Origin of the sequence: Streptomyces sp. NPDC002742 (assembly GCF_042888885.1) — a bacterium.
Taxonomy (GTDB): domain Bacteria; phylum Actinomycetota; class Actinomycetes; order Streptomycetales; family Streptomycetaceae; genus Streptomyces.
In genome coordinates this window covers 12596-30616 of record NZ_JBIAQF010000034.1, presented here as the reverse complement: position 1 = coordinate 30616, position 18021 = coordinate 12596, and the positions used below count along the sequence as shown (strand labels likewise).

Below are 18021 nucleotides of genomic sequence, written 5' to 3'. Positions count from 1 at the left end.
CCTCAAACGCCGGAAGAGCTGAATCCTGCGCCCGATGGGCCGGATCGGCCCTGCCGGCCGGCTCGGGGGCCGTACTGCCCCTGGTCAGCTCAGCGTCTCCGCCAGTACCCGTGCGGCCCTCTCCGTGTCGGCGAAGCCGACGTACAGAGGTGTGAAGCCGAAGCGGAGGATGTCCGGGTGGCGGAAGTCGCCCACGACGCCGTTGTCGATCAGGCGCTTCATCACGGCGCCCGCGTCCGCGCAGCGCAGGGCCACCTGGCTGCCCCGTTCCGCGTGGGCGGAGGGAGTCACGGACTCGACCCGCCCCTCGGGCACGTACGCGGCGACGCACTCCAGGAAGAAGTCGGTCAGGGCGAGGGACTTGGCGCGGACGCTGTCGATCGAGACGCCGTCCCACACCTCCAGAGCCGCTTCCAGGGCCAGCATCGACAGGATGTCCGGCGTGCCGACCCGTCCGCGCAGCGCGCCGGGCGCGGGTGCGTACGACGGGCTCATGCCGAAGGGGTCCGCGTGCGAGTTCCAGCCGGGGAGCGGCGAGTCGAAGCGGTCCTGGATGCCGGCCCGGACGTAGAGGTACGCGGGCGAACCCGGGCCGCCGTTCAGGTACTTGTAGGTGCACCCGACCGCGAGGTCCACCCCGTGCTCGTCAAGACCGACAGGCAGGGCGCCCGCGGAATGGCACAGGTCCCACACCGATACGGCACCCGCCGCACGGATCGCGGACGTCAGGGACGGGAGGTCGAAGCGCCGGCCCGTGCGGTAGTCGACGTGGTTGAGCAGCACGGCCGCCGTGCGCGGGCCGAGCGCCGCGGGCACCTCGTCAGGGTCGACCGGACGCAGCTCGCAGCCCGTCATACGGGCCGCCGACGCCGCGATGTACCCGTCCGTCGGGAACGTCGTCGCGTCGACGAGGATCTCGTCGCGTCCCTCGCCCGCCAGCCGTACCGCGCCCACCAGGGCCTTGAAGACGTTCACGCTGGTCGAGTCGCCGACCACGATCTGTCCGGCCGCCGCGCCGACCAGCGGGGCGATCAGGTCGCCGATCCGCTCGGGCGCGGTCCACCAGCCGCTCTCCTCCCAGGAGCGGATGCGGAGTTCGCCCCACTGCCTGCGGACGACGTCCTCGACCCTGCCGGGGACCCCGGCCGACAGCGCGCCGAGCGAGTTCCCGTCCAGGTACACCACGTCGTCGAGCACGAACTGCTCGCGCAGCCCGGCGAGTTCGTCGGCCGCGTCCAGTTCGGCGGCCCGCGCGGCCGACGCGGACACAAGGGCTCGCTCAGACATGGGACCTCGCCGTCCACAGCTCGGGGAACACGTTCTTCTGCGCGCGCTTCTCCAGCCAGGCCACCCCGGCGGAGCCGCCCGTGCCGGTCTTCGAGCCCATCGCCCGCCGGGTGGCGACGAGGTGGTCGTTGCGCCAGCGCCACACCAGCTCGGCGACATCGGTCAGCGCCTCGCCGAGCCGCGCGAGCTCGTCGCTGTCGTCACCGGAGTACAGAGCCGCCCAGGCGGCCTCCACCTCGGGCGCGGGCTCGTAGCGCTTCGACACGTCGCGCTCCAGCACGGAGGCCGGGATCGCGTGCCCGCGCCGCGAGAGCAGCCGCAGCACCTCGTCGTACAGGCTCGGCTCGTGCAGCGCCTTCTCCAGCTCGGCGTACACCCGCGACGCGCCCCGGTGCGGGACGAGCATGGAGGCGGACTTCTCGCCGAGCAGGAACTCCATGCGCCGGTACATCGCCGACTGGAAACCGGAACCCTCGCCGAGGGCCGAACGGTAGGAGTTGAACTGCGCGGGGGTGAGCTGTCCGAGCGGGCGCCAGGACGCGTTGAGCGCGTCCAGCTCGCGTACGGACCGCTTCAGCGCGGCCACCGCGACGGGGACGTCGTCGGCGCGCAGCGCCTTGGCCGCCGTCTCCCACTCGTGGACGATGACCGTGAACCACAGCTCCATGACCTGGGTCGTCACCAGGAAGACCATCTCTCCGGGGTCGTCGGAGAGGGTGTGCTGGAGGTGGGTGAGCACGTCCGCCTGTACGTAGTCCTCGTACGGCGTCGTGCCCTGGAAGTCGAGATGCGGAGTCTCGGGCTCCTGAGCCTGCGTGGGCTGAGCCTGGTGGGACATCGCTGTCTCCTGCAATGTGCTCCGGGTAGCGGTCCGCCCCTGCCGTTACCGACACGGGGGCCCCGGTCCCCACCGGGCATCCTCCACAATCGTCCCCCAAAACCGCAAGGTCCGCCTGGTCACACCGGGCGGACCCGCGTCAGGGTCCCCGCGGGGCGGCCCCTGCCGGCCACCCCGAAGTGCGCGGCCAGATCGCGGGCCATGGCGTCCGGGGTGATCCACCGCTCCCGTATGCCGACGGGGCCGTCCGCGAAGGTCGCGGCCTCGGCGCGGTGCAGGGCCCGCTCCCGGCGCGACTCCGCGATCTGCTCCTCCAGGTCTTCGGTGAGTGCGGTGTAGCGAGCCTCATGGGCACCCCGAGTGCCCGTCCGCAAGTGACAGACTGCTTCCATGACTACGCACAAGAACCTGCTCGGCGGCCCGGAGCCGACGTACCTGCCGGAGAACGAAGAGGCATACCGCCTGCTGGGTGAGGAATCCCAGCCCCCGGCCGAGGTCGCGGCGAAGTACCCCACGTTCTCGCTCGCCTGGGCCATGCTCGCCGACGACGCCTTCGAGGCGGGGCGAGTGGTCGAGTCGTACGCCTACGCGCGCACCGGCTATCACCGCGGTCTGGACGCGTTGCGCCGGGCCGGATGGAAGGGGCACGGCCCCATCCCTTGGAGCCACCGGGCCAATCGCGGGTTCCTGCGTTGCCTCGCCGGCCTCGCTCGCGCCGCCGGCGAGATCGACGAGAAGGACGAGACGGAGCGTTGCTGGCAGTTCCTCAAGGACAGCAGCGCCGAGGCGTACACCGAGCTGAAGCGATAGCCACCGCAGCTGAAACGTCTGGGCCGCCGTCACTCGGACAGCGACGGCGGCCCAGAACGCAGAAACGGCACGATCACATGTAGCGCCGTTTCCCCACGGCACCGGGCCGTGGCCCTTCCAGCCGCTGCGGCGCAGGGCGTCCAGACCGCGGTGGTAGCCCGTACGGGCGTAGGCGTACGGCTCGACGCCTCCGGCACGATCACGAAGCTGGACCAGCGCTGGAAGGCGTAGAACCCGAAGAACCCGAAGAGCCTGGAGAGCCGGGGGAGCCCGGGGCCCCGAGGACGCCCCTGGAGCGCTCCGGCTCCAGCGGGGGCGCCGTCAGCGAGCCGTGCGTGTGGCACTCGGGGCGGAGGCAGCCGGGCGCCGGGCGCCGTACGGTCGTGAAGGCCAGCACCGCGCCGACCACCAGCACACCGGCGCACAGCGGCATCGCCCGCCGGAAGGCGGCGTCGAAGGCCTCCGCCGAGCGGTACGCCTCCGCTCCCATACCGGTGAGCAGCGGCAGCGCGGCCACGGCGAGGAGCCCGGCCACGCGGGCCGCCGCGTTGTTGATCCCGCTGGCCAGGCCCGCCCGCCCGACGTCCACGGAGGCCAGGACGGTCGCGGTCAGCGGCGCGACCAGGGTCACCATGCCGAGGCCCATCACCAGCAGCGCGGGCAGTACGTCGGCCACGTACGACGCGTTCTCGCCCACCCGCAGCATCAGCAGCATGCCCGCCGCGCACAGCAGCGGTCCGACGGTCAGCGGGATGCGCGGGCCGATGCGCTGGGAGATCTCGCCGGAGCGGGCGGAGAAGAGCAGCATCAAGACCGTGGTCGGCAGCAGGGCCGTACCGGCCTGGAGCGCCGAGTAGCCCGCCACGACCTGGAGCTGGAGCGCGGTCAGGAAGAAGAAGCCGCCGAAGGCCGCGTAGACACACAGGGTCACCAGGTTGACGGCCGTGAACTGGCGCGAGGCGAAGATGTCCAGCGGCATCATCGGATCGGGCCGCCGCTTCTCGACGTACACGAACGCCACCCCCGCCGCCACACCTCCGACCGCCGCCACCCACACGAGCGGGGAACCGCTCCTGGCCTCGATCAGGGCGTACGTCACCAGGGCGAGGGAGAGCGCGCCGAGGGCGGCGCCGAGGACGTCGAAGCCGCGGTGGGGCTTGTCTCCCCCGCTCTCGGCTCCGGTCGCGCGGGAGGTACCGCCGACCGACTCCGGAACGTGCAGCAAGGCGATCGGGGCACACACCAGCGCCACGGGGATGTTCAGCAGGAAGACCCAGCGCCAGCCGGGCCCGTCCACCAGCCAGCCGCCGAGGAACGGCCCGACGGCGGCCCCGACACCCCCGAAGCCCGACCACAGGCCGATGGCGCGGGCCCGGTCGTCCGGGTGGAAGGAGGCCTGGATGATCGCCAGCGAGCCTGGGGTGAGCAGCGCCCCGCCGACGCCCTGGAGGACACGGGCCGCGATGAGCACGCCCACGTTCGGCGCGAGCCCGCACAGCAGCGAGGCGGCGGCGAACCACACCACGCCGATGACGAAGACCTTCCGGCGCCCGAAACGGTCCCCGAGCGAGCCGCCCAGCAGGATCAGCCCGGCCAGCGACAGCATGTAGCCGTTCACGGTCCACTGGAGGGCGGCGAGGCTCGCGTTCAGGTCACGGCCGATGGTCGGCAGAGCCACATTGACGACCGTCGAGTCCAGCAGGGCCATGCTGGAGCCGAGGACGGTGGTCAGCAGGATCCACTTCCCGGTCCGGGAGGCGATCCGGACGGCGGGGCCGCCGTCCGACACGTCCGATGCGTCCCGCGCAGGAACAGCCATACCTCGGAGCATACGGAAGGGCCCGGCACCGTGGGAGGTGCCGGGCCCTTGCGCAGGGTGACCGCCGGGCCACCGGCGAGGAGTGCCGATGGCCTACCGGCGGACCACCGGACGACTACTTGAGCCGGGTGCCCGTGGAACGCAGGGCGGCGCAGGCCTCGGTCACACGCTGGGCCATGCCGGCCTCGGCGAGCTTGCCCCAGGTGCGCGGGTCGTACTTCGACTTGGTGCCGACCTCGCCGTCGACCTTCAGGACACCGTCGTAGTTGCGGAACATGTGGTCCACGACCGGCCGGGTGAAGGCGTACTGGGTGTCGGTGTCGAGGTTCATCTTCACGACGCCGTTCTCCAGCGCGGTGGCGATCTCCTCGGCGGTGGAGCCGGAGCCGCCGTGGAAGACGAAGTCGAACGGGCTCGCCTTGCCGTACTTGGCGGCGACACCCTCCTGGAGGTCCTTGAGGAGCTCGGGGCGCAGGACGACGTTGCCCGGCTTGTACACACCGTGCACGTTGCCGAACGAGGCGGCGAGCAGGTAGCGGCCCTTGTCGCCCAGGCCGAGGGCCTCGGCGGTGCGCAGCGCGTCGTCGACGGTCGTGTACAGCTCGTCGTTGATCTCGTGGCTGACGCCGTCCTCCTCGCCACCGGTCGGGGTGATCTCGACCTCGAGGATGATCTTCGCGGCGACGGCCTTGGCGAGCAGCTCCTGGCCGATGGCCAGGTTGTCGGCGAGGGTCTCGGCGGAACCGTCCCACATGTGGGACTGGAACAGCGGGTTCTCACCGCGGGCGACGCGCTCGGCGGAGATGTCGAGCAGCGGACGTACGTAGCCGTCCAGCTTGTCCTTGGGGCAGTGGTCCGTGTGCAGCGCGACCGTGATGTCGTACTTCGCGGCGACGATGTGCGCGAACTCGGCGAGCGCGACGGCGCCCGTCACCATGTCCTTCTTGTGCTGACCGCCCAGGAACTCCGCACCACCGGTGGAGATCTGGATGATGCCGTCGCTCTCCGCCTCCGCGAAGCCGCGCAGCGCAGCGTGCAGGGTCTGGGACGAGGTCACGTTGATGGCCGGGTAGGCGAACTTGCCTGCCTTCGCCCGGTCGAGCATCTCGTTGTAGACCTCGGGGGTTGCGATGGGCATCTGTCCGCTCCTTGTATGTGCGGGTCTGCGTACTGCTGCTGCGGTACGACGGGACTGGTGCTTATGGCCCTGACCTAGGGGGGCGACGTCATCGTCGGCCCCATCTTTCCAGACATCGCCGGATGCTCCAGACCCCCATCCGACATGCGGGACCCTGCCGTCGGCGGGGCCCCGCGGGAGTTTCGTCAGTCGAGCCCCAACTCGCCCTTGGAGTAGGCGAAGAGGTACGGAACACCGGCTCCGGCCTCGATCTTCTCGGCGGCACCGGTCGCGCGGTCGACGATCGTGGCGACGCCGACGACCTCGGCTCCGGCCTCCCGGACGGCCTGGACGGCCTCCAGCGGGGAGCCGCCCGTGGTCGAGGTGTCCTCGACCACGAGGACGCGCCGGCCCTTGATCTCCGGACCCTCGACACGGCGCTGCAGGCCGTGCGCCTTGGCGGCCTTGCGGACGACGAAGGCGTCCAGCTTGCGCCCGCTCGCGGCGGCGGCGTGCAGCATGGCCCCGGCGACCGGGTCGGCGCCCATGGTCAGCCCGCCGACCGCGTCGAACTCCAGGTCGGCGGTGAGGTCGAGGAGGACCTGTCCGACGAGCGGGGCGGCCTCGCCGTCCAGGGTGATCCGGCGCAGGTCCACGTAGTAGTCGGCCTCAAGACCCGAGGAGAGGGTCACCTTGCCGTGCACCACGGCCTTGTCCTTGATCTGCTGCAGCAGCGCTCCGCGTACATCACTCATGGACGCCAGCTTAGAGGCGCCGCCAGCTCCAGGTCGTGGTGGCTTCGAGGGGCTCGATGGGTGTGACCAGCCGGGGGTGGGTGTTGAGCCCGTTCGGCGGACCGGTCTGCGGCTCCACGCACACGGCCGCCTCCTGCTCGTCGTAGACGACGACCCACTGCTCGCGGCTGGCGACCTTCAGCTCCAGCCGCCCGGGCCAGGTGAGGGTGACGTCGACGCCGTCCGGCATGCCGAAGCAGTCGTCCCAGGGGCCGGGCTTCGGGTCGACGCGGCGACCGGTGGGCAGGTGGTCGTCGCCCCGCTCCTCCTGCCAGCCGGGCAGGAAGTCGACGCGGACGTCCTCGCCGCCGTCCCCCAGGTTCCTGTTGAACCAGGGGTGCCAGCCGATCTGGGCCGGGAACGAGTCCCCGTACGTCTCCACGGCCATGGTGACCGTCAGGGCGTCCTCGCTGAGGGTGAAGGCCTGGGTGACACGGGCGGGATGCGGCCAGGGATCCACCAGGGCGTACGTGATCACGGCATCGTCCGCGGTGACGCGGGCCGTGGTCCAGGCGCCGTCGCGGGCGGTGCCGTGGATGGCGTGCGGCGGGGAGTTGAGCGGCATCTGCCGCACGTCGGCGCCGTCGAGGAACCTGCCGTCGCGGATCCGCCCGCACCACGGGACCATCGGGAAGCACCCGAACTTCGCTCCCTGCCGGAGCAGTTCGTGACCGCCGACCCGCAGACTCCCGACCCGTCCGCCGTTCCCCGGCGTCACGGTCACCTCCGCGTCACCCGCGGTCAGCGTGATGTCTTCGTTACTCACGGGGTCGACCCTACTGGGACGGGAACGCCCCGTTGTCCGCCGCCCTCAACGGCGCTTGCGCAGCGCCCGGGTCACGACGATCGCCGAGGCGAGCGCCAGGGCCGCCGCGGGGGCCGCCCAGCGAAGGGTGTCGCGGGCGGCGGTGGCCTCCGGCGGCGGGACGGGGGCGTAGCGGCCACGCGGCGGAGCGTGGTCCACCTCCTCCGCGCTGCGGCCGATCATCGTCCGGCGCGCGTGGGCCGCCTCGGCCATCGCGTCCGCCCTCCCCGGGGCAGCGGCCTCCGCCACGAAGTCCTCCCCGTCGAACTCGTCGTCCCCGGCCGACGGATCGAGCGAAGAGGGCGGCACGTCCGCCTCAAGCGGCGCGTCCGCCTCAAAGAAGGAGGACGCCTCGACTTCGGCCTCGGGTCCGGCTCCGGACTCGGGTCGAGGTTCGGACTCTGCTCCGGCCTCGGGTTCTGGTTCGGACACTGCTCCGGCCTCGGGTTCTGGTTCGGGCTCTGGTTCGGACTCTGCCCCGGCCTCGGGTTCGGCCTCGGGTCCGGATTCGGGGCCTCCTCCGGCCTCGGATCCGGTTTCCGGCTCTGATCCGGCTTCGGCCGTGGTCTCGGCCCCGGTCTCGGCTTCGGCCCCGGTCTCGGATCCGGTTTCCAGATCGGATCCGGAGTCGAGGTCGGTGTCGGCGTCGGCGTCGGCATCGGTTGTCGGCTCGGACCGGAGTCGATCCTCGGCACCGGACAGGCGCTGGGCCCCGGACACGCGCTCGGACGCGGCAGCGGCTCCGGAAGCGGAGTCGGCCCGTTTCGCGAGGTCCGCCGCGAGGGTTTCTCCGAAGCGGCTCAGCAGGCGCTGTCCCGCCGAGGACACCGCGTCCTGCGGGAGTTCGGCCACGCGGCCGTCGCCGGAGGCCGTGCCGCCGAACACGAGGGCGGTACCGCCTTCGGCGGGCAGGAGCCGCAGGGTCAGCGCCAGTTTCACGGTGCCCCCGCCGCGTACCTCCGAGGCGTCGCCCTCCACGGCGTACGAGCCGTCGGCCTGGGCCGTGACGCGGAACGCGCCGCGATAGGTGATCGTGTGACCGGCGATGCGGACCTTCAGCCGCCCGGCGACACGCGCGGCCCCCGCGTCCCGCTCGCCTCCGGCGCCGGAGGTCATCTCCTCGGCGCCCCGCCCGGTCCCGGAGACGGGCGGCTCGGTCCCGGAGACGCGCGGCGCGCCCGCCTCCGCGTCCGCCGCGCTGCCGGAGACGGCCGACGCGTCCTGCTGGAGACCCGGGATCGCGCGGGCGACCCGGACCGGATCGGCCAGCGCCTCCCTCAGCCGCCCGGCCGGAAACGGAACGAACACCTCATGCTCCATGTCAGCCGAGCCTACCCAGCGGGACCGGGACCGCACCCGCGTATCACGGGATTCCCGCACCCGGGCCTCAGCCGGTGTACCGCGGATGCACCAGCGTGGAGGGCGGGAGGGGGCGGAGGAAGCGGCTGCGGAAGGCGGCGCGCGCGTCCGCCGTCAGGGCCGCCTGGGTGAGGGTGCGCAGCCGCGGACAGGAGGAGTCCAGCCGCAGGGGCCCGGGCGTACGGGAGGCCAGGATGAAACCCCAGTCGCCCGCGGAGCCCGCCGCGCCGCCGACCAGCCGGTCGGGACCGGCCGTGAATCCGGAGTCCCGGCCGCCGACACGGTAGGGCCTGGTGAACAGGCCGGCCGCACGGATCGTCGCGTCGACCGTCCAGAAGGCGCGGTGCCGGTCGGCCAGCGGGCCCGCGTGGACCACGAGACGCCCGCCGGGGGCGAGCACGCGGAGCACGAGGCCGTAGAACTCCTGCGAGTACAGCTTGGTGCTCGCGGTGATGCCCGGATCGGGCAGGTCCGAGATGACGACGTCGTACGTCGACCGGGGGCCGCGCAGCCGGGCGTCGCGCAGCCGGCTGAAGGCGTCCGCCGTCACCTCGTGCACCCGGGGATCGTCGTAAGCATGGCGGTTGAGGGCGGACAGCGCGGCGTCGTGGCGTGCCAGCCGGACCAGGTCCGTGTCGGGCTGGACAATGTCGACACGGCGTACCCCGGAGTGGCGCAGTACCTCGCGGGCGGCGAGTCCGTCACCGCCGCCGAGGATGAGCACGCGGGCGTGCGGGCCGTTCATCGCGGGGTGGACCAGCGCCTCGTGGTAGCGGTGCTCGTCGTGGCCGCTGAACCGCAGGCGGCCGTCGACGAAGAGGTGGAGCGGCCGGCCGCGGGTGCCGCCGGTGAGGACGACCTCCTGCACACCGGTGCGGAGCGCGACGCGTACGTCCGCCCCGTACAGCGCGTGCCGCGCGGCCCGTTCGAAGTCTCCGACCAGCACCGCGGCGGAGGCGAGGAGGCCGAGGACGACGACGTTGGCGAGGACCAGGGTCCAGCGCGCGCGGCGGCTCAAGTCCTTTCGGAACAGGCCCAGTACGAGCGCTCCGCCGGCGACCGCGTTCACCGTTCCGGTCAGCAGCGCGCCCGTCAGCTGGCCCAGCAGGGGCAGCAGCAGGAACGGGAAGGCCAGGCCTCCGACGAGGGCGCCCACGTAGTCGGCCGCGAACAGGTCCGCGACCGCGCCACCGGGGTCCTGGCGGCGGATGCGCTGTATCAGCTCCATGAGGAGGGGGACTTCGGCGCCGATGAGCAGGCCGATGGCGAGCGAGAAGACCACCAGCAGACAGCGGGGCCCGTCCGCCCACAGGCCGCCCCACGCGCCCGTCCAGGCGAACACCGCGTACAGGGCCATCGCGCTGCATCCGCCGACCAGGGCGAGCGCCGCCTCGATGGCGCCGAAGCCGGCCGCGGCGCGCGGGCGCAGCCGCTTGGCGGCGAGGGAGCCGACGCCCATCGCGAAGACCATGACGGAGAGCACGACGGATGCCTGGGTGACCGAGTCGCCGATCAAGTACGAGGCCAGGGCGACGAGTTCGAGTTCGTACACGAGTCCGCATGCCGCGCAGACGAACACTCCCGCCAGGACGAGCAACCTGCCGATGCCCGGACGGACGGGCAGCCGCGCCTGGCCCTGGACGCCCCAGGGCGGCGGCGCGCCGGGGGGAGCTGGCGCGTGCGGTTCGATCACGTCGTGAACGCTACGTCACGCCGCCACCACGCCTCGTCACCCACACGTGTGGAAACCGTTGCTCTTTATGCCGCGCGGAGTTGACCTGGGCATCTTCCCGGCACACCGCGCGCGAACCCCACATCCGCGCCCGCCTCTTTCCCGCCGCGCGTACGTCCCCCTCGCGACCGCCCGTGCACGGGACACGAAGGGGGCGCGGAAGACCTCAGACGCCGGACGCGCTGAAGGCGTCCTTCCGCACGCCGACCCGCGTACGCGTCGCGACCAACTGGCCGTCCTGCGGGTACGCGTGCCACGTACGCCAATGGACCTGGCCCTCGTGGCGCTGGGCGAGCATCGCGGTGAACGCGTGCGGGCTGCCGGGGAAGACGCCGGCGAGACCCTGGGGGTGGTCGGAGACCAGCGCCAGCAGCTCCTGGGCACGGCCCGCGAAGGAGCCGGGGGACAGGATCTCGACGCGGGCCGCGAACTCGTACTCCCAGTCGTCGAACCGCTTCGCGACACCCAGCGGCAGGGGTGTGCTGCTGCCGGCGATGCAGGCGACGGTCTCCGAACAACTGCCCCGCTCCTCCTCCAGGAGTACCTGGTGGGATGCTCCGAGCAGTCTCAACTGGAGTTTCGCCCCGGCAAGTTCGAGGTCGAGGGTGGCGAGGGCCGGCAGCGGTTCGCGGCCCAGGGCCCAGGCGAGATCGGCCGCGCGCGTGTCGGTGTACGAGGTTTTCAGGGTCGTGAGCATGGGTCGGCTCCGCTAGCACGCAAAGGTGAGGTGGGGTTCCGGCGCACCCGGTCAACACCGGGGGAACGGCCCGGTCAGCCCGGCCGGAAGGGCATCCGAAGGACGCGTCCGATAGGACCATCCGATGCACTTCCGAGGCCTGTCGACCCAGGGCTGCTTGGCGATTTACCAGGGCTGCTTTGGTGGTTTAGAGGGAATCATGAACTGTGATGCCGCCACAGCGGTTTTACCCAACTTCGTGCGGTTTCCATCCCCCCGAGGGCCTCACAGCTCAACTGTTCAACTACGGCGTGCGCCCCGCGCACGGACGTGCCCGTCGACAGTCACCGGCCGACGGGCACGTCCGCGCGCGGGACACCTTCCCGCGAGGGAGCTCAGCTGCCCCGTGTCAGCTGCCTCCGCCGCATCCGCCCCCGCCGCACGAGGACCCGCCTCCGCAGGACGAACCTCCGCACGACGAGTGACCCCCGCAGGAGTGACCTCCGTGGTGCCCGCCTGACGAACCGCAGGACTCGGCACCCCCGGCCGCCCCCGCGCCACCGGCCCACCAACTGCCACCGTCCCTCGTGGAACGGCCGTTCCTCCTCCGGGCCCTCATGGCGGCCCTCACGATCACTACGAGCAGGACGACCCCCAGGATGATGCCGACGACCATGGCGTCACCCTCCTTCCGTTCCCCCGAAGCGGCCCCCCGTGGGCCGTGCTTCTCGATTCCGCTCTCGCGTGGCAGGGAGATGCCCCCACGCCTCACGGCTCAAAGCAGAGTTGAGGAACTCCAGAGCTTCCGAATGTAGGGATGACCCCTGACCTGCGCAGAACCATGCGCCCGAGCGAGTGCGGGTCGGCGGGTTCCTGGACTCGTCCGGCGCTCTCGAACGCCGCTGCTGCACGCGCGTCCGCACGGAGCGGCCGACCGCTCTCGTTCGCCTCCGCCACTAGACCCGGACACCCAACTGCCCACCGGGGCACGGCACATCGCTCATCCCCGCCGGCAGCCGGTCGAACGCCGGAGAGGGCCCGCACGAAGAAGGCCCCTGATCTGCTCATCAGCAGGTCAGGGGCCGTCGAAGTCCCACCGGGCCGGACGGCCCGCGTGCTGTTTACGCGTGGCCCTCGTACGCGATGCTGCACCACGACCCGGTGCCCTTGATCCCGCACACCTGGATGAAGACCTCGGTGCCCTCAGCCAGGTTGCCGGTGCTCCAGCCGCTGTAGTAGACGGACGGCTCCCCACGCGTGGTCGCGTAACGCCCCGTCGTCGGGTCGACCATGCGCGCCTCAATGCCGAACCCGTCTGCGGACCAGTCCACCACCCGGAACGCGTCACCCGGTTGGCTGCCCGAGGGGTCGCCGTTCCACTCCATGGTGCCCGCGTGGTCGCCGCCGTAGTAGACCTCGACCTTGAAGCTCCCGTCGGCGGACACCGAGCTCTTCGAGAACGTGAAGTCGGCCGCCGCCGCGTCGGTCGCTCCGAGCGTGAGGGAGGTTCCGCCGACGAGGACACTGGCCGCCAGGAACGACGCGACGCGACTTCTCATCTTCTGATTCATCAAGTTCCCTCAAGTAGTCTCAAAAACAGCTGAGTTGATCGACGATCATCACTTGCCGAACTGATTCGGTCAAATTCTTTCGATGGGGTCCGTTCGGCGGCCGCTGCCTCCGATCTGTGTCGGCGGCGATGTCCACCAACTTTCCCGGGGACCGGAAACGGGCCGTCTGCGGGCGGACCGAAGGAGCCGTCCGAGGGGGCCGCGAGTTGAGGAACTCCCGGGCCCGGGCGGAGGATGACCGGCATGACCTCCAGCGCGCGCCCCCTCCTGAACCGCCGGCTCGCCGAGTTCGGGACGACGATCTTCGCCGAGATGTCCGCCCTCGCGATGAGTACCGGCTCGATCAACCTCGGCCAGGGTTTCCCGGACACGGACGGTCCCGACGAGATCCGGGAGGCCGCCGTACGCGCGCTGCGGGACGGACGCGGCAACCAGTACCCGCCGGGTCCGGGCGTCCCCGAACTGCGCACCGCGGTCGCCGCGCATCAGAAGCACCACTACGGCCTGTCGTACGACCCCGACACCGAGGTCCTGGTGACGGCGGGCGCCACCGAGGCCATCGCCGCCGCCCTGCTCGCGCTCCTGGAGCCCGGCGACGAGGTGATCGCCCTGGAGCCGTACTACGACTCGTACGCGGCCTGCATCGCCATGGCGGGCGGCACGCGCGTGCCCGTGACGCTGCGCCCCGACGAGGGCACGACCGGGAGCACGGCCGAGGGCACGCCCGACGGAGCCGCCCACCGGCGCTTCCGGCTCGACCTCGACGAACTGCGCGACGCGGTCACCGGGCGGACCCGGCTGCTGCTGATCAACACCCCGCACAACCCGACGGGCACCGTCCTCACCCGCGCGGAGCTGACGGAGATCGCGCGGATCGCCGTCGAGCGGGACCTGCTCGTGGTGACGGACGAGGTCTACGAACACCTGGTCTTCGACGACGCCGAGCACGTGCCGCTGGCCACTCTGCCGGGGATGCGCGAGCGGACGGTCACCATCGGCAGCGCGGGCAAGACGTTCTCGTTCACCGGTTGGAAGGTGGGCTGGGTGACCGCTCCGCCGGCCCTGGTCGGCGCCGTACGGTCGGCGAAGCAGTTCCTGACGTACGTGGCCTCCGGGCCGTTCCAGTACGCCGTCGCCGAGGCGCTCGCGCTGCCGGACACATACTTCGAGGCCTTCCGCGCGGACATGCTGGCGAAGCGGGACGTGCTGGCGGCCGGGCTCACGGAGGCGGGGTTCAAGGTCTTCCAGCCCGCGGGCACGTACTTCATCACCACCGACATCCGCCCGCTCGGCGAGAGCGACGGTTTCGCCTTCTGCCGCGCCCTGCCCGAGCGGGCCGGTGTCGTGGCCATCCCGAACGCCGTCTTCTACGACCACCGCGAGCAGGGCGCGCCCTTCGTCCGCTTCGCGTTCTGCAAGCGGACGAGCGTGCTGGAGGAGGCGGTCTCCCGGCTCAGGGCACTGGCCGGCTGACAGTCACCAAGCGTGGCGGCGGCCTCCGGGAACCTGAATCACGCCGTCGCCGAAAGAGAAGCGCGAGGCGATCGTGTGAACCGCACACCCGGTCATCGGCTCAGCCGGCCGGGCGGAGTCGGTCCCGGGATCGGCAGTCCCGGCAGCGGCCGGGTTCCGCCGTGCGGAACCCCCGGTCGCAGCCGTCGCAGTTCCGCATGGGCACGACCGCCGGACGCACGAGGGGTTCTGCGCTTCGGGCCGGTTCGGGGAGAGGAGGGGAGAGGGGAGTCTCCTTGAGCCGGTAGGCGAGGATGCCTGCCGGGCGCGTCAGGAAATGGTCCGGGAGCCGTGCGGTGAGGTGGTCCGTGATCTGCGTGGGCAGGAGACCTGCCGCGAGCCACCGGGCGACGGCCGGGGCGAGGCGGGCGGCTTCCCGCGCGGACAGGATGAGGCGGGCGTCGACCCGGCGCAGAGCGGCGAGTACGGCGACGGCCTGTGGGTCGGCATCGGCAAGCGAGTCGGCGTCGGCAAGCGGGATCGGCGTCTCGGCCTCGGCCTGTACGGGCGGCTGCACGGCCGCGGACGCGGGCGGGACCGCCGCCGCCGTGGCCGGCTGCTGCCGGGGCCGGGGCGGCTTCGGCGGCTCGGGCGGGCCGTCCGGATCCGGATCGCCGCCGGGTACGTCGTAGAAGTACGTCCGGGTACGGATCTGCCCGGTGGACAGGCGCTCGCGGCGGCGCTCCAGGTATCCGGCCGTCTCCAACTCCCTGAGCGCCCGCGAGATCAGGATCTCGCCCTCGCTGAAGTGCTCGCACAGGGCGGCGATGCTCACGGAGGAGCCGTCGGGCAGTGAGGAGATGTACGCCGCGACGCCGATCGTGACCGCGCTGCCGCGTCGCTGGGCGAGGGCGTTGGAGAGCACGGTGAAGTCGGCCGTGAGGCGGGTGCGTACGTGGATCACGCCGGAGGTCGGAGCTCCGGCGTCGGCGCGCAGGCGCGCGTTAGACTGCGATTCAGCCATCGGGAAGGTCGCACTTCCTGGTTGGTCAGGCCCTCGTTCGGGATTGCCGTCCCGGCCGGGGGCCGTACTTTTTTCGGTTGTCGCGGCGAACGTAACGGTCCGCATCCCGCCCCTGCAAGCCGGTCACCCGGACGAGTGACGCGGGCTTCCCGGCGGGGAGGGTGGGTGGGCGGGTAGTTCTTTCCCCCGGTTCTTTCAGGAGGTCAGCGGCTCGCCGGACCCTCGCGGACAAGGGTCCGGTGAGCCCGGAAGACGGACGGTGACCGAAGCCCGGCGAGCCCGGAAGACGGACCGCGGCCGAGGCCCGGCCGCCTCAGGAACGGTGGTGCCCGGCCTTCAACTCGCCTATGAAGGCGGCCCAGGAAGCGGCTTCGAAGCACAGCGCCGGACCGTGCGGGAGCTTGCTGTCACGGACCGGGACGACGGCCCGGAACGGCAACGAGGGGATCGGGAAACCGGAACCGCTCAAGCACGGATTCCAGGACTACTGGTCACGCCGCATCAACGACGAGCACCGACTGATCTACAAGGCCACCGAGGACGGCGCCCTGATCGCACAGTGCCGCTACCACTACGAGAGCTGACAGCCTCGGCTCGGCTCAGGGATCGAGCACAGCGCCGGCCGGACCGGAAGCACGGGGGAACCCGCCGTGCGGGGCCGTCTAGCACCGGCGGCACCCCACACGCGGGCGGCGCGCCGGAAGCCCCGGAACGAAACCCGCACGGGCGATCAAAGCTCGCAAACACCCCGCGGAAAACGCACAGTTCGGGGTGTGACCCACCCGAGCACCCTCGCTCGCCCCGCTCTCACGGAGCCCGGCGACCGTGTCGTCTGCCCGTCCCGCTCCACACTCGGCCCGGCGTCCGCCGCCATCACGGCACTCGGACGGTTCGCCGCCGCACGCCCGTCCCGCGCCGCACGCGGTCCGGTGTCCGCCGCGATCACGGCGCTCGGGCTGTTCGCCGCCGCACGCCTGACAGGTCTCCTCGTGCTCGCCTGGACCGCCTGGGCCACCGGCAGGCATCCGGTCGTCCTGCTCGCGCGGTCCTGGGACTCGTCCTGGTATCTGGGGATCGCCGCGCACGGCTACGGCCGGACGCTCCACCTCCACCCCGCGGTGGTCTACAGCGACCTCGCGTTCTTCCCGCTCTACCCGGGCGCCGTCCGGGCCGTCGTCACGCTCACCCCGCTCACCGGGGGCTCGGCAGGCCTGCTGGTCTCCTGGACCGCGGCGGCGGTCGCCGTGTGCGGGGTGTACGCGGTCGGGGCCCGGCTGTACGGCCGGGCGGTCGGTACCGCGCTGGTGCTGCTGTGGGCGCTGCTCCCGCACTCGGTGGTGCTGACGATGGCGTACACCGAACCCGTGCTGACCGCGTTCGCCGCCTGGTCGCTGTACGCGGTGCTCGGCCGGCGCTGGCTGTGGGCGGGCTCGCTGGCCGCGCTCGCGGGGCTGGCCAGGCCGAACGGCCTCGCGGTCGCCGCGGCGGTCCTCGCGGCGGCGGCGCACGAGATCTGGCGGCGGCGCGGAAAGGTTTCCCACAGGCTGTGGACGGGCGCCGCGCTCGCCCCGATCGGCTGGGGCGGCTACGCGCTGTGGGTGGGACACCGCGAGGGCGACCTGCTCGGCGGCTACTTCCAGGTGCAGCGACTGTGGGGCTCGCGCTTCGACCTCGGCGCGGGGTCGCTCCATTTCGTCAAGCACCTGCTGCTGCACGGGGACCGGTTCGTGTTCCCCATGGCGATGATGATCGTCGCCGCGGCCGTCCTGCTGTACGGGCTGCTGATCGCGGACCGGGCGCCCCTGCCGCTGCTGGTCTACAGCGGCGTCCTGCTGCTGATCGCGCTGGGCGGCTCGGGGTTCTTCGAGTCGAAGCCGCGGTTCCTGCTGCCGGCGTTCCCGCTGCTGCTGCCGCTGGCCCGCGCGCTGGTGCGAACGGCGAGAGCCCGCCCCTGGCACGCGACCCTGGTGGTCGGTGCCCTGGCCGGGCTCTCGTTCGCCTACGGCGCTTATCTGGTCGTGATCGCGCGCACCCCGCTCTAGGACCTGTCCCAGGGCCGGTGCGCGCCGTGAGGAGCGCCGCTGCGAGGACGGGCCTACTCGTCTTCGGCTTCGGCTCCGCCGTCGTCCTCGGGCTTCTCCGCCTCGTTGATCTCCTGCTCGAGGCCGAGCTGCTCGACGAGCCACTTGTCGAACTCGATGGCGGCGCGCACCCAGCTGACCGTGGAGGACACGAAGTGCTCCAGGCTGACGCCGGTGCCGATCAGCATCTGCGCCTCGCCGATCAGGCGGACGGTGCCGTCGTCGTGGGTGTGGCTGTAGACCTTGGGCCACAGGGTGCGGCGGTTCCAGTCGTCGATCGACTCGAGGAGCGCGTGCTTCTCGTCGAGCTGGTGCGGGCGGTCGTAGAACGTCCGCACCGAGAAGACCTGCTGGTCACCCTCGCCGCGGAACATGAAGTAGGTACGGAACTCCTCCCACGGCGCCGCGAGGTCACCCTCGTCGTCGACGACGTACTTCAGCTCCATCTGTTCGAGGAGCTGCTTCACGAGGTCCTGATCCGGGACCACGGGGCCCGCGGGGCCGCCGGACTGCGGCTCGGGCTGGCCCCCGAAGTTCGGAATCGAGGACGGGTCGATGCTCACCGTGTATTTCCCTTCGTACGGATGGTGCCATCCTCCCCCATGCGGGGAGGGGAGCGGCAACCCCTGACGGGGCCTGTCCGCCGGTGGCTGACA

General features: G+C 71.8%; 17 protein-coding genes and 2 pseudogenes. 4 read left to right on the top strand and 15 right to left on the bottom strand.

Features of this window, described 5'->3' with window-relative positions:
- Positions 1-84: 84 nt before the first annotated feature.
- The 3 genes from kynU to ACFYW8_RS38805 all read right to left on the bottom strand — a co-directional run bounded on the left by kynU (position 85) and on the right by ACFYW8_RS38805 (position 2499).
- Positions 85-1287, bottom strand: a complete 1203-nt coding sequence (gene kynU / locus ACFYW8_RS38815) for a kynureninase (RefSeq protein ID WP_389090053.1) — start codon at positions 1285-1287, stop codon at positions 85-87.
- Entirely contained in the window at positions 1280-2125 is an 846-nt protein-coding gene (locus ACFYW8_RS38810) for a tryptophan 2,3-dioxygenase family protein (RefSeq protein WP_365878972.1), read from the bottom strand. Before ACFYW8_RS38810 ends, kynU begins: the two co-directional genes overlap by 8 nt.
- Before the next feature lie 119 nt (positions 2126-2244).
- Positions 2245-2499 (bottom strand): hypothetical protein, encoded by a 255-nt coding sequence (locus ACFYW8_RS38805; RefSeq protein ID WP_389090049.1) that lies wholly within the window; start codon positions 2497-2499, stop codon positions 2245-2247.
- Positions 2500-2515: 16 nt separating this feature from the next.
- On the opposite strand from ACFYW8_RS38805, the gene ACFYW8_RS38800 reads away from it, so the two are divergent.
- On the top strand, positions 2516-2935 hold the full coding sequence (locus ACFYW8_RS38800; RefSeq protein WP_389090046.1) for a DUF3151 domain-containing protein: 420 nt from the start codon (positions 2516-2518) through the stop codon (positions 2933-2935).
- A 93-nt stretch (positions 2936-3028) separates the two neighbouring features.
- On the opposite strand, the pseudogene ACFYW8_RS38795 reads toward ACFYW8_RS38800, so the two are convergent.
- From ACFYW8_RS38795 to ACFYW8_RS38755, 9 genes and pseudogenes are all read right to left on the bottom strand, one after another.
- Positions 3029-3136 (bottom strand): annotated as a pseudogene (locus ACFYW8_RS38795) (DUF3151 family protein); the annotation flags it as partial.
- On the bottom strand, positions 3135-4754 hold the full coding sequence (locus ACFYW8_RS38790) for an MFS transporter (RefSeq protein ID WP_389090043.1): 1620 nt from the start codon (positions 4752-4754) through the stop codon (positions 3135-3137). The pseudogene ACFYW8_RS38795 and the gene ACFYW8_RS38790, both read right to left, overlap by 2 nt.
- A gap of 115 nt (positions 4755-4869) precedes the next feature.
- The gene (gene fbaA / locus ACFYW8_RS38785; RefSeq protein WP_355856022.1) at positions 4870-5892 is read right to left on the bottom strand and encodes a class II fructose-bisphosphate aldolase; all 1023 of its coding nucleotides are present in this window, start codon (positions 5890-5892) and stop codon (positions 4870-4872) included.
- 185 nt (positions 5893-6077) lie between these two features.
- A complete protein-coding gene (pyrE, locus tag ACFYW8_RS38780) occupies positions 6078-6626 on the bottom strand; it encodes an orotate phosphoribosyltransferase (RefSeq protein ID WP_389090039.1) in 549 nt (182 codons plus the stop codon).
- Positions 6627-6636: 10 nt separating this feature from the next.
- Positions 6637-7431 (bottom strand): aldose 1-epimerase, encoded by a 795-nt coding sequence (locus ACFYW8_RS38775; RefSeq protein ID WP_389090036.1) that lies wholly within the window; start codon positions 7429-7431, stop codon positions 6637-6639.
- 45 nt (positions 7432-7476) lie between these two features.
- Positions 7477-8790 carry a hypothetical protein gene (locus ACFYW8_RS38770; protein WP_389090033.1) on the bottom strand — a complete coding sequence of 438 codons (1314 nt, stop codon included), beginning with the start codon at positions 8788-8790 and terminating at the stop codon, positions 7477-7479.
- Positions 8791-8857: 67 nt separating this feature from the next.
- Positions 8858-10522 (bottom strand): polyamine aminopropyltransferase, encoded by a 1665-nt coding sequence (locus ACFYW8_RS38765; RefSeq protein WP_389090031.1) that lies wholly within the window; start codon positions 10520-10522, stop codon positions 8858-8860.
- A gap of 205 nt (positions 10523-10727) precedes the next feature.
- Positions 10728-11258: a DUF2617 family protein gene (locus ACFYW8_RS38760; protein ID WP_365878954.1), complete on the bottom strand. Its 531-nt coding sequence runs from the start codon at positions 11256-11258 to the stop codon at positions 10728-10730.
- Positions 11259-12358: 1100 nt separating this feature from the next.
- Positions 12359-12796, bottom strand: coding sequence for a hypothetical protein (locus ACFYW8_RS38755; protein ID WP_389090027.1), 438 nt, complete (start codon positions 12794-12796; stop codon positions 12359-12361).
- A gap of 246 nt (positions 12797-13042) precedes the next feature.
- Here ACFYW8_RS38755 and ACFYW8_RS38750 point away from each other — a divergent pair, with 246 nt between their 5' ends.
- Entirely contained in the window at positions 13043-14281 is a 1239-nt protein-coding gene (locus ACFYW8_RS38750; RefSeq protein WP_389090024.1) for a pyridoxal phosphate-dependent aminotransferase, read from the top strand.
- 100 nt (positions 14282-14381) lie between these two features.
- On the opposite strand, the gene ACFYW8_RS38745 is transcribed toward ACFYW8_RS38750, so the two are convergent.
- Positions 14382-15284, bottom strand: coding sequence for a hypothetical protein (locus ACFYW8_RS38745; protein WP_389090021.1), 903 nt, complete (start codon positions 15282-15284; stop codon positions 14382-14384).
- Positions 15285-15597: 313 nt separating this feature from the next.
- Complete coding sequence (locus ACFYW8_RS38740; RefSeq protein ID WP_389090019.1) at positions 15598-15723, bottom strand: DUF397 domain-containing protein; 126 nt, start codon at positions 15721-15723, stop codon at positions 15598-15600.
- Between ACFYW8_RS38740 and ACFYW8_RS38735 the strand changes: the two are divergent.
- Both ACFYW8_RS38735 and ACFYW8_RS38730 read left to right on the top strand, forming a co-directional pair.
- Positions 15713-15868, top strand: a pseudogene (locus tag ACFYW8_RS38735) (Txe/YoeB family addiction module toxin); the annotation flags it as partial. The gene ACFYW8_RS38740 and the pseudogene ACFYW8_RS38735 sit on opposite strands and share 11 nt — an antisense overlap.
- 189 nt (positions 15869-16057) lie before the next feature.
- Positions 16058-17326, top strand: coding sequence for a hypothetical protein (locus ACFYW8_RS38730; protein ID WP_389090016.1), 1269 nt, complete (start codon positions 16058-16060; stop codon positions 17324-17326).
- 53 nt (positions 17327-17379) lie between these two features.
- Here the strand turns inward: ACFYW8_RS38730 and ACFYW8_RS38725 are convergent, their stop codons facing one another.
- The gene (locus ACFYW8_RS38725) at positions 17380-17928 is read right to left on the bottom strand and encodes a YbjN domain-containing protein (protein WP_365878939.1); all 549 of its coding nucleotides are present in this window, start codon (positions 17926-17928) and stop codon (positions 17380-17382) included.
- Between the last annotated feature and the right edge of the window lie 93 nt (positions 17929-18021).